The organism is Enterococcus sp. AZ101, from assembly GCF_050499005.1.
Lineage (GTDB): Bacteria > Bacillota > Bacilli > Lactobacillales > Enterococcaceae > Enterococcus_L > Enterococcus_L ureilyticus.
Genome location: NZ_JBMHEZ010000001.1, coordinates 360,725 through 376,239, shown reverse-complemented (window position 1 = coordinate 376,239; position 15,515 = coordinate 360,725). Strand labels below are relative to the sequence as shown.

General features: G+C 35.3%; 16 protein-coding genes. 4 read left to right on the top strand and 12 right to left on the bottom strand.

The genetic code is table 11. The features are described from left to right. Positions 1-119 precede the first annotated feature (119 nt). A complete protein-coding gene (locus IGJ50_RS01755; protein WP_207120932.1) occupies positions 120-791 on the top strand; it encodes a hypothetical protein in 672 nt (223 codons plus the stop codon). Then, positions 791-1,648 carry a sce7725 family protein gene (locus IGJ50_RS01750; RefSeq protein WP_069641498.1) on the top strand — a complete coding sequence of 286 codons (858 nt, stop codon included), beginning with the start codon at positions 791-793 and terminating at the stop codon, positions 1,646-1,648. Before IGJ50_RS01755 ends, IGJ50_RS01750 begins: the two co-directional genes overlap by 1 nt. Before the next feature lie 84 nt (positions 1,649-1,732). Here the strand turns inward: IGJ50_RS01750 and IGJ50_RS01745 are convergent, their stop codons facing one another. Then, complete coding sequence (locus IGJ50_RS01745) at positions 1,733-2,929, bottom strand: AbrB/MazE/SpoVT family DNA-binding domain-containing protein (RefSeq protein ID WP_069641497.1); 1,197 nt, start codon at positions 2,927-2,929, stop codon at positions 1,733-1,735. A gap of 211 nt (positions 2,930-3,140) precedes the next feature. Here IGJ50_RS01745 and IGJ50_RS01740 point away from each other — a divergent pair, with 211 nt between their 5' ends. Then, positions 3,141-3,737: a lipoprotein BA_5634 family protein gene (locus IGJ50_RS01740; RefSeq protein ID WP_429948597.1), complete on the top strand. Its 597-nt coding sequence runs from the start codon at positions 3,141-3,143 to the stop codon at positions 3,735-3,737. A 195-nt stretch (positions 3,738-3,932) separates the two neighbouring features. Next, a complete protein-coding gene (locus IGJ50_RS01735) occupies positions 3,933-4,997 on the top strand; it encodes a YdcF family protein (RefSeq protein ID WP_429948595.1) in 1,065 nt (354 codons plus the stop codon). 121 nt (positions 4,998-5,118) lie between these two features. On the opposite strand, the gene IGJ50_RS01730 is transcribed toward IGJ50_RS01735, so the two are convergent. From IGJ50_RS01730 to truA, 11 genes are all read right to left on the bottom strand, one after another. Further along, entirely contained in the window at positions 5,119-5,577 is a 459-nt protein-coding gene (locus IGJ50_RS01730) for a GNAT family N-acetyltransferase (RefSeq protein WP_069641494.1), read from the bottom strand. Positions 5,578-5,747: 170 nt separating this feature from the next. Then, a complete protein-coding gene (locus tag IGJ50_RS01725) occupies positions 5,748-6,023 on the bottom strand; it encodes a hypothetical protein (RefSeq protein WP_069641493.1) in 276 nt (91 codons plus the stop codon). Between the two features lie 178 nt (positions 6,024-6,201). After that, on the bottom strand, positions 6,202-7,305 hold the full coding sequence (locus IGJ50_RS01720; RefSeq protein WP_429948593.1) for an NADH-dependent flavin oxidoreductase: 1,104 nt from the start codon (positions 7,303-7,305) through the stop codon (positions 6,202-6,204). Positions 7,306-7,390: 85 nt separating this feature from the next. Continuing rightward, positions 7,391-7,759, bottom strand: a complete 369-nt coding sequence (locus IGJ50_RS01715) for a MarR family transcriptional regulator (protein ID WP_207120935.1) — start codon at positions 7,757-7,759, stop codon at positions 7,391-7,393. A gap of 145 nt (positions 7,760-7,904) precedes the next feature. After that, positions 7,905-9,218 carry an NCS2 family permease gene (locus IGJ50_RS01710; protein WP_069641490.1) on the bottom strand — a complete coding sequence of 438 codons (1,314 nt, stop codon included), beginning with the start codon at positions 9,216-9,218 and terminating at the stop codon, positions 7,905-7,907. A 381-nt stretch (positions 9,219-9,599) separates the two neighbouring features. After that, positions 9,600-10,505 carry a phosphatase PAP2 family protein gene (locus IGJ50_RS01705; protein WP_429948590.1) on the bottom strand — a complete coding sequence of 302 codons (906 nt, stop codon included), beginning with the start codon at positions 10,503-10,505 and terminating at the stop codon, positions 9,600-9,602. A 313-nt stretch (positions 10,506-10,818) separates the two neighbouring features. Then, the gene (locus tag IGJ50_RS01700; RefSeq protein ID WP_069641488.1) at positions 10,819-11,208 is read right to left on the bottom strand and encodes a DUF1307 domain-containing protein; all 390 of its coding nucleotides are present in this window, start codon (positions 11,206-11,208) and stop codon (positions 10,819-10,821) included. 121 nt (positions 11,209-11,329) lie between these two features. After that, positions 11,330-11,992: a DUF998 domain-containing protein gene (locus IGJ50_RS01695; RefSeq protein ID WP_207120937.1), complete on the bottom strand. Its 663-nt coding sequence runs from the start codon at positions 11,990-11,992 to the stop codon at positions 11,330-11,332. Positions 11,993-12,091: 99 nt separating this feature from the next. Beyond that, a complete protein-coding gene (locus IGJ50_RS01690; protein WP_429948589.1) occupies positions 12,092-13,207 on the bottom strand; it encodes a hypothetical protein in 1,116 nt (371 codons plus the stop codon). Positions 13,208-13,238: 31 nt separating this feature from the next. After that, positions 13,239-14,519: a hypothetical protein gene (locus IGJ50_RS01685; RefSeq protein WP_429948587.1), complete on the bottom strand. Its 1,281-nt coding sequence runs from the start codon at positions 14,517-14,519 to the stop codon at positions 13,239-13,241. Positions 14,520-14,672: 153 nt separating this feature from the next. Next, the gene (gene truA / locus IGJ50_RS01680; protein WP_429948586.1) at positions 14,673-15,413 is read right to left on the bottom strand and encodes a tRNA pseudouridine(38-40) synthase TruA; all 741 of its coding nucleotides are present in this window, start codon (positions 15,411-15,413) and stop codon (positions 14,673-14,675) included. Positions 15,414-15,515: the final 102 nt, after the last annotated feature.

Here is a 15,515-nt window from a genome sequence, read left to right as displayed (position 1 = left end):
TTATTAATGATTATTCCTCATCCAAAAAGTATTGAACTAATTTTATGATAACGTCAAAAAACACTTTATTTTTACGAACATACGTTTTATAGTAGAATAAAAGCAAAAAGGAGCTAGATATGAAAACGTCATTAACGATCCAAATGGAAGAGGTCCTTTATTATTACTGTCGAGAAAATGGAGATGTGGTAGTAGAAGAAGTGACTATGCCTGATGAACAAGGTATTGTAGATACGTTGAGTTGCCGTCTGAACGCCGAGAAGCAATTTGAGTGGCGCTGTTACGAATTAAAAGTCAGTAAAGCCGATTTCCGCTCAAAAGCAAAACTTTCGTTTATTGGTCATTATAATTACTTTGTGTTACCTGAAGCACTCTTTGAAAAAATTAGAGAAGAAATCCCAAGTCATATTGGCGTTATGGTTTACCACCAATATCTTTCTACAGAAGATCAAATGCTGCCTGGCTATTTTACAATAAATAAGAAACCTCAAAAGCAAGACCTTTTGGTCAACGAGCAAGAATTGCTTTTTCGTTTGATCTCAGCTCAGGCACGCGAAGTCGGTAAAGCGAAACAAACAGCACGTGGCTTACGCGTCTTTTCAACCGACCAGCTTTATAAAGAATTAAAGAAAAGACAACCAGATTATGATTTATTTGGCGGTGGGGTAAACTTTTATGATCGCTTTGTCGAAGAAATTTGTGACCAAGCAGTCGAAGCTTTAAAAAGTGAATTGGACGCAACGCGTGAGGCTTATTTTGCATTGGAACAGCGTCTTTTGGAGGAAAGCTAATGTATTATCCCTATTTTCGGGGCAAGCAGTTTGATTTGCTTGCTTTGACAGCATTAATTGAAGCACATAGACTATCCACTCATGTTTTGCCGATCATTGAACCGGTTAAAAATTCTACGGCCTTGAAAAAATTTATCACATTAGCTCAAAGGGAACATCAGGCTTTTTACCTCATTCAAAATCCTCAAGCGGGTGATTTTCTGACAAAAGAAGGCATCCTTTATCTAGATGCCTTATCATTAGACAAAGCCATGATCGTAGAGCAACCGATTGAAACACTGAATCAAGAACCACAATTATTTGTGATCAACAACGCAACCCCTGCTTTACAAAGTGATTGGCAAGCGAATCAAACAAAGGTCCTACTCTCTAAAGAATTCCGTTTGTTGCAAAAGGTCAAAGGTGAAAAAATCATTTCCCAAGATCCTTTCACTAGATTGCCAAAAGCCAACTTTTATCAAGAATGTCCTGATGAATTCTTCTCAGATACCCACTTGACTTTTCACAAGAGCGGCTTTGTTGGATTCAGTGATTTCTCTATTGATAGTCGTATTTATTATGAACGTAGCTATCCTTCAAAACGATTGAGCTTGCATCTTGTTTATTTTGAAAATGAGCATTTGCGCATCCATCATTTCCTTTCAAGTGAAGAAGCACCCACTCAAAAAGATAAATTTATAGAAGTGATGAATGAAGTACAACCGTGGACAAGTAAATTATGCGGCGAAAATCTAACGTTAGGGCTCGAATTACTCCTTCATGCTGTTTCTAAAGATAAATTCCCTGGAATAGGCGTTATGAGAAAAGCCGCTGTTATGCACCATATGGAACTGATGTCTCGTTATTTGGATCAATAGGTATTGTTTGTACAAAAAAGATCAGAGCGAAACCAAGCGGCTTCATTCTGACCTTTTTTCGTTTATTTTTCTCAGAAGATAGACTTAATCATCTGTCATTTGTTTTTCAGCATCAAGTTCAACCTTGACTTGAAACGTATTATTGATATTTTGCGTCATTTTCTGGAGGTTTTGAAGTAAGAGGACGATCCAACTGAACGCCAGCATAAAGGACAGTAATTCAAATGCTGTCAATGAAAGATAGCTTGTCCATTGGAATAATACGACAACGGTCACTAATGTCGCTGCGATCATATAAGAAATCGACAAAAATTCTTTTGTAACATTGGGTAATAACCACTTGATTCCCACAATCAAAATCACGATCAAATAAACTAAATAACCCGCAACTTGATTATGAACACCTTGGAAAGGGCCTGTTTCGGTATAAGGGAATAGTCCTACAGCACCAAGATCTAATGCAGTTAACGTTAAAAGAATACGCAAAATAGTCAAACGGCGACTATGCGGAATCGCTTTTTGTAACTCGACAAATAAGCCATCGATCAACGCTACCATCAATAAAGAAGAAAACATTAGGGTGACATTGAACTGCCAACTACTTTTTGCCTCGATCGTTCCTAAAAAACTAAAGTTAAATTGCCACCACTGGTAATCTTTATTGGTGATCATAGCAAGTAAGACACCGCCAATAATGACAAAAATTAATAAATTCGTTAGTTTCGCTGGTGTGATCGATAATGCTGAATAAATCATAAAATAATTGACTAGCGCCACAAACACAAAAAATAACAAGGTCGCCGTATAGCGATCAAACGTTGCACCAATAAAGACTAAACCAATCACTTTAAAAAAAACAAGTAATGAAAAAACTAAGATAATAATAAATGACAATAAGATTGTCGGAAAGTTGCGCCAATAGATATCTTTTGATTTTGTTGTGACTTGATTGCGTTTCCCTTTGATAAAAAAGAGCAAAAAACTAAAGACGCCACTTAAGACACCAAAAGAAAGCACAAAATTGGCAATCGAATAGGCTCCTACCAAAGCAATTTGATTTTTACCAGTATAAAATAAGTATCCTAAAAACAGTAGGCTAATAATGGTAGTCGGAATCAAAAACCATCTTAAAGAAAGTGTCTGATTCCCAGCTGCTTTCTTTTTTGGTTCGATCACTATTTTTTGGTCTTTGATGCTTAAAGTAACTTCAGTTTCATCCTCTAAATCAAATTCTTCTACTATTTTTTTCGGCAATGTTATACTGAAATTTTTTTCTTCCATGCCTATTCCTCCTAAATTAAACGTAAACATCTCATAAATAGTATAGATAGCTTTAGTTTAAATGCAAGTTCTAAATGTAATTTTTAGTCTCTTCTTGCCTAAATCTTTCTATCGTCTTTCATTATTGTTCGTTTTTGAATGCATTAATCGATTTTCTTTCATTCCTTTTTTTTATATACTAGCATTAAATAATGATAAAAGGAGATTTTTCATGTTAAAAAAGATTTTAATTTCTATTTTAAGTTTAATTGTACTATCTGTAGGAGCACTCTTTGTCTATAATAATGTTCGACATAAGCCAGTATACGGAATAATTGTTTTGGACAAAGACGAAAAAAAAATAACAGATGCGCTCAGCACACAAAAAAAGGATATCGAGAAATCAATCGTCCTTAATGGGAAATGGGTTGAACAATCAAAAACTCTTGTTTTAAAAGCTACTGATGCACAAAAAGTATTGCCTTTTAGTGGCTTCCAAAAAGTGAGTGGTTCAAAAGATAATTATAAATTTGACGCAATCAAACAGATTTCAGAAAACGAAGCTACGCTATTTTCAAAAGATCAAGCACCTTTGATAAACGATGAGGCTGATAAAACATTTTCTTCTAAGATTTATGAGCATGCAACTCTAGGCGAGACTACCGCTTACGTCAAAAGTGTATTTATCCTTCCAGACCATCAATACAATGAATTTACTGCTTCACCTATTTCTTTAGGGATCTTAAAAGTCAAAACAGATGCATCAAAGGCCTTAATCAATTATAATAAGTTGGAAATAAAGCAACTATATAATGAGAGTAGGGCATAATTATTTACTATCAACTCCTACTTTTACAAAAATTTTATAAAAGATGAGGTTGATATGTAACTCATAGAGTTACATATCAACCTAAAGGAATCCGAATAAACGGTATGAGTAGAAGCAACTCCTTCTTATTTCTCGGCGTTAAACACTTCTGTCTCAACCTCATCCTATTTATTTGGAGAAGGAGAGTTTGATATAATGCAAGTGGTCTTTGTCCCCATTATTTTCATTATTATTGGTATACTTATTTTACTAAAAGAACGGCGCAGCTTTGTTGGTGGGATGATTTTTGCTTTTGGTGGTTTGTTCCTTACATTAACTTTATTATTACTCGGTTTGTTAAAGCTAGGGGAAATTTCTTCCAACAGTTCCACGTTAGTCATCGTTATTGTTTATGCCTTATTTCCATTGCTATTTTTGGGTGTTTGCGTCTTTTTTGTTATTAATACACATACGATGCAAACCAAAGAAGGTCGTAGCGTTACCGCAAAGCTTTCCGCATTAGTAGGAATCAATCTACTTATTGCTGTGCCTGCTTTTTTCTATTTATTGTCTGTAGGAGCTAGTAAAATTCCTGTGTGGTTGTTTTCAATTTTGATTTTTGCGCTATTAAGTGATTTACTTTTTTCTTTTCTCTTTACTTGCTATTTATTTTATTCATGGATGTACCAAATGATTCCCATCAACAAAAAGGTTGATTATATCATTACTTTAGGTTCTGGTATCAGGAGTGAGGAAGTTCCTCCATTGCTTAAGAGTAGATTAGATAAAGCAATCGAATATTACTATAAAAACCCACATGCAAAAATTGTTGTTAGTGGTGGACAAGGTGTAGACGAACCTGTATCAGAGGCTTTTGCTATGAAAAAATACTTACTATCGCAGCAAATCCCAAATAATCAAATTTTAGTAGAAGATCGATCAACAACCACCCTTGAAAATATGACCTTTTCTAAAAAAATTATTTTTGAAGACTGGAAAAATACAGACTATGAACCTACCATTTTATTCTCAACAAATAATTATCATGTGCTGAGAGGGGCTTTATACGCAAGAAAAGCTCATTTAAAGGCAGAAGGAATCGGTGCCCCAACTGCTTTATATTTTCTTCCGACTGCACTCATTCGCGAATATATTGCCTTACTCACCCAATATAAATGGTTTACCTCATCCATGATCTTATTCTGTTTATTATTTGTGATTTGGAGTCTATTACCTATACAATCCCAAAACTATGAACAGCTCCTGTATCTTATAAATTAATCCTCTTCATAAAAAGAGGTTGAGACAGGAGTGTTTAATCGGGAGAAATAAGAAGGAATTGCTTCTGCTCCCACCGTTTATACGAATTCCTTGAGTCTGAGAGATAACTCGTAGAGTTATGTCACAGACTCTCTTTTTTCATACAAATACACAATTCATCTCCAATAAACTCGCCATAATTTGGGATGATCTGATAGCCTTGGCTTTCATAGAAGCCAATAGCACCTACCATTTCCTTACCCGTTTCTAACACAGCTTGTTGATAGCCTTTTTCTAACATATCACGTTCTAACGCTTGCATAATTTTTCCTGCTGCTCCATTGCCACGACTTGTTGGTTTGACATACATCCGTTTTATTTCTGGTATTTGTCCATCTAAACGTTTCCAACAGCCACACCCGATCGCAACTTGATCCTCATACGCTACAACTGCACACGCCATTTCATTGAGGTTATGATGATTTTGATACCCTTTAGCAATCTCTGTACCCCATTCTTCATTGAAAAAATCATTCAACTCCGCTATGAGCTCAAGCAAATCTGGATGTGTCGTTGCTACTTTCTCTATTTTGATCGTCATTTGATCCCCCTACTTTATGATTATTTTGTGCTGACTCCATTGTACCTATACTTATGATTTAAAGTAAAGAAAACGAAAGCCATTTTTCATTTAAGAAGTGGCTTTCGTTTTCTTTACTCATTTTTCGGATCAAAACCAGTCAAAAATTAAACGCTTACATTTCTTTGAAATCATAAACCGCCTAAGCTAGCTAGATAAAAATCCAACGTATAAAATTGATAATCACTTTTAGAATATCGTGATTTCTTATCTTTTAATTGATCGATCAATGTTAATCGTTCGGGCTCTCCAACTTCTTCCCAATCTTGTTTCCCCATTCTACAATACAAACGAAAAGGTAATTCAACTTCCATATGAACTTCCAAAAATCCCTCTGGTTCTCCTAATCCATGGTATTCTACATCTGTAATAATTTCGCCTACATAATTTAGATATTTTTTATTCATTACGCACTACCTCCTTATTTTTTTTCAGCCTTGAAAAATATTTTTCTTCATACATGAATTGTACTAAAATTTTAGAGAATAAACAACTTATTTTTGATTTTCTCACTTAAAATAAAAAGCTGAAAGACTAGAGAACGCAGCAACAGCGCTAGCCTTTCAGTTTCCTATTTAGTCTCCTTTATTTAAGCCGTTCAGGCATCATTCCTTCTAAAAATCCCCAAACCCCATTACTGATTCGCAACTCATCTCGATCATAGTGAGAAAGTTCGGTTCTGATCAACTGTTCCTGTCCATCTAACACTTTTTGTGCCCAATGAGGATCAATCAAAATTGCTCGTCCAACTGCAGCTAAGTCAGCATTCACTAAGACTTCTTTTACATCAGCCCCTGTTCTAATATCTCCCACACCGATCAAAGGTAGACGATCATTGATCGTCTCTTTGATATACTCGATAATTGGTTTTTCTTTAAACTCGTCACTAACTGAATGATTTCTATAATTACTACTAGATAAATGCAAGTAATCCAATGACTTATTAGACAATTGATCAACTAAAAATAATGTGTCACTCAAGCGAATCCCCGGGGTTTCATATTCTTCTGGTGAAAAACGATAACCCACAATAAAGTCTGTGACATCAGAATGATCGACAACGTCTGTGACACCCTCAACCAAATCATTAATAAATTTAAATCGTTTTTCTAACGTTCCGCCCCAAACATCCGTACGTCGATTCGAATGGGGAGAGAAGAATTGTTGGATCAAATACGTATTGGCCCCATGAATCTCTACACCATCAAAACCTGCTTTGATGGCTCGTTCAGTCGCTAACTTGAAGCTTTCTAAAATCTCAAAAATCTCTGCCTCAGTTAATTCTCTTGGTGTTTGCGCATCTGGGCGTTGTGCTGCAATAGCACTTGGCGCAACAGGTTGAGCACCATGCAAGACTTTAGAATCTGTCATACGACCACCGTGAAAGATCTGTAGAATCGCTTTTGTATTGTTCTTTTTAATAGCCGCAGCTAATTTAGCAAGACCTGGGATAAAACGATCATCATAGACACCCAATTCGCCGTCCCAACCTTTGCCTCCTTCATGGACATTCGCCGCTGCTGTGATAAATGCCCCCACTTCACCAGTCCGCAAAGCATAATAATCTACTTCATCATTGGTTACAACACCGTCAAAAAAAGACATTTTTGTAGTCATAGGTGCAACGACAAGTCTATTCTTTAAGTGTAACCCTCTTTTAAATGTTAAACCTGAATCTAAATTATTCATCTAATTCCTCCTACCCGAACATGCATGCGCATGCATCTATTTAGATAATACTCAATAAAAGACTAAAAAGCAATTCATTAGTCTTTTAAATAAAGTACTCTTTTAAAATAGTCTCTACTTCCTGCTCGACCGATGCCAATAATTGTGCTCCTTCATTCGTCAACTCAACGTATACTCCACGTTTATCATCTGAACAATCTCTTCTTTCAATTACAGAAGGTGTTCTATCTTCTAATCTCTTAACCAAACGAGACAAGGCGCTTTGACTTAAACACAAATAGCTGCCTAAATCATTCAGCCGCATATGACAGCCATTTTGTTTCAGTTGGTATAAGGCATAATATTCACTTGTAGTCAGTTGATTCTTTTTCTTTAACATTTCTTCTAATTTTTTTTCAACAATAGACTGCCTTTTTACGTAGTCCAGCCATTGTGATATAAGAGGTGTTTTCATTTACTCATCCCTCACAATCTAATCTCTTAAACTAGTTACAGTTTGCTTGTTTTTGGTGGAAAAGTCAAAATTTTAAAATTTTACTCTTAACATAAAAGCCATGGACTTGTGGTCCCATGACTTTTGATTAACTATTATTCAACACTTAATTCGCGTTTAAAATCCACATAAATCCTACGAAAACAAAGAATAATGCATACATGATCGGTGATACTTCTTTGCCACGTTTTGCAGCGATCATTGTGATTGGATAAAAGATAAAGCCAAGTGCAATCCCATCAGAGATACTGTACGTTAATGGCATGCCTAACAAAATCAAGAAAGAAGGGATGGCAATTTCCATTTCTTTCCATTTGATTTGACTAAGCGATTGCGCCATCAACACACCCACAACGATTAGCGCTGGTGCTGTTACTTGTGATGTGACAACTGAAAGTAACGGAGAGAAAAACAAGCCCACGATGAAGAATAAACCAGTTGTCACAGCTGTCAATCCAGAACGTCCCCCAACCGCAATACCAGCAGATGATTCTACATACGCGCCTACAGGAGACGTTCCTAAAAGAGAACCTGCTAACATCGCTGTAGAGTCAGCCGCTAATGCTTTTCCAACACGAGGCATTTTGTTGTCTTTCATAAAGCCTGCTTGATTCGCTAAACCAACTAGTGTTCCAGCCGTATCAAAGAAAGTCACTAATAAAAACGTCAACACAACGACCCATAACTGTAGAGAATTTATATCTCCAACATGTTTTAATGCAACTAAAAAAGTCGGTTTAAGACTAGGAGCAGCTGAAACGATTTTAGCTGGCGTTTCAATTAAACCAGTTACTAATCCCAAAATAGTCGTTGCAGTCATCCCAATAAAAATACCACCCGGAACACGACGGACCATCATGATTGCTGTGATTATTAGACCAAAAATAGTCAGCCAAGTCGTTCCAACATTCAAGGGGCCTAAGGCAACCAATGTTGATTCATTAGAAACAATGATCCCGCCTTCACTTAGACCTAGAAATGCGATAAATAGACCAATCCCACCAGAGATAGCAAATTTTAAATCTGCTGGTATCGCATCAATAATCAATTCACGTAACTTAAAAATTGTGATCAAAATAAAAATTAAAGACGCGACGAAAACACCTGCTAACGCTGTTTCCCAAGGAACGCCCATTCCTACACAAACGGAATAAGCAAAAAAAGCATTGATTCCAAGTGCTGGTGCCGTTGCGATCGGGTATTTAGCAAAAATTCCCATCAAGATACAGCCTAATGCACTGGCTAATGCAGTCGCAGTAAAAACAGCACCTTCATCCATGCCGGAAGCGCCTAGCACAGTCGGGTTAACAAATAAAATATACGCCATCGAAATAAATGTCGTAAATCCAGCTAAAAATTCTCGCTTGACCGTCGTGTTTAATTTGTCGATCTCAAAATAGGAAATAATTTTTTCTTTCACTTGATATCCTCCTAAAAATTTGAATAATAAATGATGTATAAAATTGCAATGTATTAACTTAAACAACGTGTTCAATCATATAATAAAGATTAGAATATGTAAATACAAAAATTACAAACTACAACTTATCCGTAATTTGCTAATTTATAAAAAGAATGGCGCGTTTTCTTTCATTCAGAAAACCCGTCATTCTTACTATAAAAACTATTCTTAACTGGAAACTATTTATACTCCTTTTTCCCATTGATACTCCACAAATTTGTAACATCAACCCAATTATTTTGTAATTCATAAGGTCGCAATCAATCCAAAAAAATTTTCTATAGCATTCGTCATGTCTATAGCACTGATTGCCTAGCAGACAGTCTCCCAGCTTCTTTTTTAGTTTACAAGCTTTAATTGTGCGCATCTCGTTCCAACAAAAACAAGAAAAATGATAATAAAAGCTCCCATCGTGGCATCACTAAAGAAGTGACAACCTAATAGCACTCTGCTGATTGCAGTAACAGCACCCCAGGTCACACCAAAAAACAATAATTTCTTACGTAACTTAGTATTTTTGGGGCTAGCGTATAAAGGAAAGAAAATCGCAAACATACTTTCACATGAATGACCTGACGGAAATGATTTATGACCAGTTGGACCATTTATTTTGTACCACGGACTAAAATTATCTTGAACAGCATTTAGCTCGTATGGACGAACACGTCCCCATAAAATTTTGATTTCTTCAACACACATTAGATAGACAAACGCGACCGCAATTCCTAAAATAGCCACACGCATCAAACGATCAAGCTCTTCCTGCGTTTTATGATTTAACCATTTTTGTATGATCAAGGTTGCTATGGTAAATACAGCTAGACAAATAATGATATTGATCAATGTTGGTAGTGTAGGATTCGCTCCACCATCATTATTGGCTTGACCGATTGGACGATTGTGCTCTACATTTTGAATCGATGATAATGTATACTGGATAGCAAATTTCAAATAATACCATATTCCATATAAAGACAGACCTGTTCCCGCCACACCTATCAATAATTTTGCGATCACAGGCTGACTCGATCGAACCGCATAATGCATGATGATTTCTCCACTCATCATGATTACAATACCAACTGGAAAACAGGCATAATTTTGTAAAAATGTCGCAATGTATGAATTTTGACTCATCACTGCATTCGAAATGGCCAGGTCCCCAAAGGTACCGATCCCTAGCAATAAAGCAAAAATAGCAATAACCAACATAATTCTCCGATTCTCTGACACTTTTTCCATCATGTTTATTCCTCCTCTACTTAAAAACAGAATGAACTTAAGCTGCTACCCAATAATCAAAGAAGAATAGTGAAAATCTGCTCGTTTCTACACGTCTTCTTCTCTTTACTCAAATCAGTTCAAAGGACAGTTTAACGTCACTCACAATTTTTATTCTATCATCTCCAACCTCACAAATCCATTCTTTTTGTAAAATATTAATTAAATAAAGTTATTTATTTCAACCTCATTACCCTTTAACGTAAAAAAAAGAATCTCAGGTTAAACTACTACCTAAAGATTCCTTCACTATTCTGTCAACAATATTGATTTTGCCCTATTTTTTCTCAAATCCCATATCGATCAATTGTTTTTCGCCTTCTTTAAAACTGCTACCAGACTTCACACTATTAGCAGGTGCTTCGTACGTGATCACAGTCTCTTTCTCAGTGTATTTCATTTTTGAATCTTTTAAGTTAGATGAAGTTTCAAATGCTTCAGAAACTTGTTTCGCAGTATCTTCATCTGTAATTTGTAATGTCTCATTATCAAAGACAGCTTTACAAGATACTTTCGTTACCTTGTCTCCTTCATGTTCAACAATGATAGAAACTTCTGACCCCACCATAGGTGATTGGGTAAATGTAGCTGTCTCAGCCTTTTTACCACATCCACTTAAAATAAATACCATAACCAATACTGAAAATACCCCTAAAATTTTTTTCATGTTATCCTCCTTAAATTTTAATTACGAGTTCTATTATATCAATTTTCAAGATAAAATAACAGAAGTATTTAAATAATATGTATTAATTATAAATCTATTTTGTCTCTTAATATTTAGATATTTAATTTACTTTGGCACTCTTCTGCCGCTCATTTTTGATTTGCCCTACAGAAAAAACCATCATCGGTAAATAGTTGAAGAGAAAACTAACTCGCTGCCAAAAACCAAGTTGATTCAATATGGGAAAATGGTTGAATGCAGGCATTCGTGCGAACCCGTAAAATCCTGCAACACTAAAACTAATAATTGATAGGAGTAAATAAAGTTGCTGATACTTGGTTTCTTTTTGTTTTTTATAAAGTAACATTAAAAAAAATGGGAATAGTATGAAACCAGCATAACCCAAGCCAGAGCCAATATTATGAATCCAAGTCGAGAGAGTCCAAGTTGCTTGTTTCGTATCAATACTGAACACCCCTGTAAAAATACAGTCTCCCACACCATAGAAGCCAATCGCTAAAGCGAGTATGACAGCCATGCTTCGTGATGTGTCTTTAAACAGATAATAAACTGCCGGAATTGCCAAAACAAACAATAGACCAGAGAGAACAGACCAAATCAAAAAAGCTTGCCTCACAGGACTGTCTACATCCCCAAAAACACTAATTACTGTGGTCATTTGGTTTATTTTTGGATAAAAGATACCTAAAATATAGGGTGTTAATAAATCACTAATCACACCAAATAATAGAAAATAGTAGCCATATTTTTTTAAAAACGTCATTTTGCCCCTCCTGTTTTAACACCCGAACTTGCAGTATATACTACTCTGTTCTCCAATAATCAATCAGGCGCTTTAATCAACATACCTCTTAAAAATCCTTTACTGTTTATTCAAACTGTTCTGTGTTGCTTTTGCCTCTTCTTGTTCACGAACTTGTCTTTCCTCAGCTTCTTTTTTGAGAGTTGTTTCGTTGTTTACAGATGAATACTTATACCATTTATTGAATTCTTCTAAAGAAGGAATGGAGTGTTCCTGCTCATCAATACTATAATCAGCTTCTAGTGTGAGTAAATCATAAACTTTTTCGCCATGTGGGGACAAACGCTCCGTGATTTGTTTTCCGTCAACTTTATTGATAAAAAATAATTTCGTTTTCGTTTGCCCTTTTTTTACGTGAAAAAATTCTGCGATTGCTGTTTGCTCTTTATACAAAGGAATAAATGTCCAATCTTCTTTTCTAGTTTCCACTTGATCAGCTTTTTCATCATTAAGAAAATAGTCCTCAATATAGAATGCTTGCTTATATTTGAGATAGGTATTAGTGATACCATACGGCTTCATTAGCTCATAAAAATTGGTTGCATCTATCAATCCTAATTCGGATTGTATCTGAGATTTGTCAAAATCAAGAGTCTCACTATCGATTATTTTGCGTGTTTCAATGTTGATATCTATTCTTTCATAGCTGTCTCCCGTAATTTTGTTGTATACCTGAATCCCCATGATAGTTTGATTATCGATTGAGTAGGTTTCAAGATAATTGCTTGGCTCCAGTCTGTCATCATATTCATTAATCAGTTTTTTAACATTGATCGTTTCACTTTTTTCAGGTGTTCCTGATTGAAGTTTATAGAAGTTAACATAAAAATAAGGTATTTCCAGTCTGTTTTTCCCATTATAAATCTGCCGATCCTTCTTATACAACTCCTTTACTTTATAGCGTGGAATAATCACATAATTCCCACTAACATCAAAAAAATCTGAATAATGCGCATTAGACGCTCCTTCTGAGGTTTTGACTAGATCCTGACTAGTATCATATTTTGCCAGCACAACCCCTGATTCTTGCTCATAATAAATTTTTTCCAATTTTGTTTCATAAACTGATTCGTACCACTTCAACTCACTTTGAGAAACTATCTTATAAAGTCCCACCAACCAACACACACTAATAGATACATACGTTAGCAGTAGAATTACTGTTTTCTTCTTCATTACTTTCTCCAATTCTCTCTAAATAATCAGCTTATCGCTTGGACTCTATCTCGTTAACAATCCCATTGCCAAAGTCAACTATCAATTCTCCTTCATCGCTATCATATAAATTCAATTCAGACAACCACTTATAATAAATCGATTCTTTACCTTGCTCAGAAATGTCTTGTTTGATCCTTTTCTGACTCTCATTCAGTTCTTTTCTTCCTTTTGTATTATTTTCATATGCATATTTATCAAATAAAATCGTTTTTTGTTGCTTATCTAAACTAATTACTATTTCTCTGACTGCTTTTGCTTTTTTATTAGGATCAGCCATGTACTGAAACCATTTTAATTGATCGGTTTGATAAAAATCGCTACTAAGCAAAGGTTGCCCCGTATCTAGTCTTTTGATTTCCACTAAATCTTGTATATCGGTTGCGTTAGAAATCGCATCTCCTTTAGGTGCAGTTGAAACGCTTTTTCTTGCATTGATAGTTTCTTTCATTTGATTGTTGGGATATTGGGCGATAAACTTATTTTTACCATATAAATCAATCGTTTCAAAAACGTTATTCCAAGCAACTACTTCTGCCTCATTAACTACATAGCGTAAACTCAATATAGTCGATTCAACTGCATCTCTCTGTTGTTTTTCTACATATAAATAAGTGTACGGACTATTTTTTTGTTGTTCGTTTTTCAAATAGGTGTAGAAGCTTTTGTCTTCCAACTCTCTATAGTTAATGTCTTCAAAATTTCGCGCTCTGACTTTTACCTTTCCAGTAAGGATTTTTTCCTTATTCTCTTTTATTGTTGCAATGTCATTCTCTGAAATTGTTACTTTATAACTATTCTGCCCATTAGAAGCAATACCTAAAACATCCAAATACTGAACCTCTTGAGAATCCGTCCAACTATTTTTTTTAAAAGAATCCTTGGAAAATAGCTGGTAAAAATAAGCAATTTTATAAGGAATTGTTTCTTTATACTCCATAGTCGTAGAAAATCCGTGCATTAAAATATGACCTGCTTTTAAATTTAGTAATGCATCTTTTTGATGAGTAACTGAAATATGTCCAGCTATTTTTAAAAAATCCTGTTCTAGAATTTCTTTCACTTCATCTAATCCAGACCAATACTTTTCGTCTTCATATAGAAAAACAACTTGCTCATTATTTGTATTTTTTTGGAATTGATCTAATTTAACATCCGCATAAATTCGACAACTCGCCCAGCCCATAAATAAAAGCCAAACAAAAAACAGCAGATAACTTTTGCCTCTTCCCCTTTTTAACCATCTAACGACTTTCTTCCCCATTTTTTTCATCTTTTAACCCCTATTTTTCTATTATTGCACACGTTTCTAATTTAAATATACCGCGTGAATCCTCTTTTATTGTATCAAAAAAACAGGATATGCTCCTGTTTTCTTTAAGTTCTTAGTATATTTTCTTCAAGCAACTGACAGCTCTCTCTGGTCTTATTTATAATAAACCTCATCCAAAAATAGTCCTTGTGCAGGAACTGTCACACCCGCTTCACTTCTGATTTTGCTTTCAAATATTTCATCAATCGTTTCTAATGAAAGTTCCCCCGCTCCGATTTCCAAAAGTGTCCCGACCAGAATCCGAACCATTTTATGCAAAAAGCCGTTGCCTACAAAGGTAAAATGGAGTCGTTTCCCCTCTTTTTTGATTGATATTTCCTCAATTGTTCGCGTCGTTGATTTTTTGGTTTTTTTAAGTGCAGAAAAGCCAATATAATCATGGGTTCCAATCAATTTAAGACAGGCTTGATTCATTAATTCAATATCTAAATCTTGGGCATAGTGGTAACTATAATTTCGTTCAAATGCCGAAGGAACTCTATCATTCCAAATATAATAGCTGTATTTTTTCCCTACAGCATTATATCGCGCATGAAATCTTTCTGGTACTTCTTCTATTTTTTGCACAACAATGTCTTGTGGCAAATAGCGATTAAGAAAGTCGATCATCTCTGGTAAGCTTACCGTGTTATCGGTTTTAAAATTCGCAACCTGTCCTCTAGCATGCGTTCCAGCATCTGTTCGACCAGAGCCGATAATTTCAACTTTTGTACGCGTCATTTGGGTTAGTATATTCTCGATTTTTCCTTGGATCGTTTTATCTGAGTCACCAAGCCGTTGCCAGCCAAGGTATCTCGTGCCATCATACTCAATTGTTAGTCGGATATTTTTCATATTTTTTAGGTTACTCCTCTAAGATGCAAATTTTTCGGTGATCAAGCTAGTTCTAGCTTCCATTATAACAGCATTCCTTCTTTGGATGAAGCTTCTTAAAAA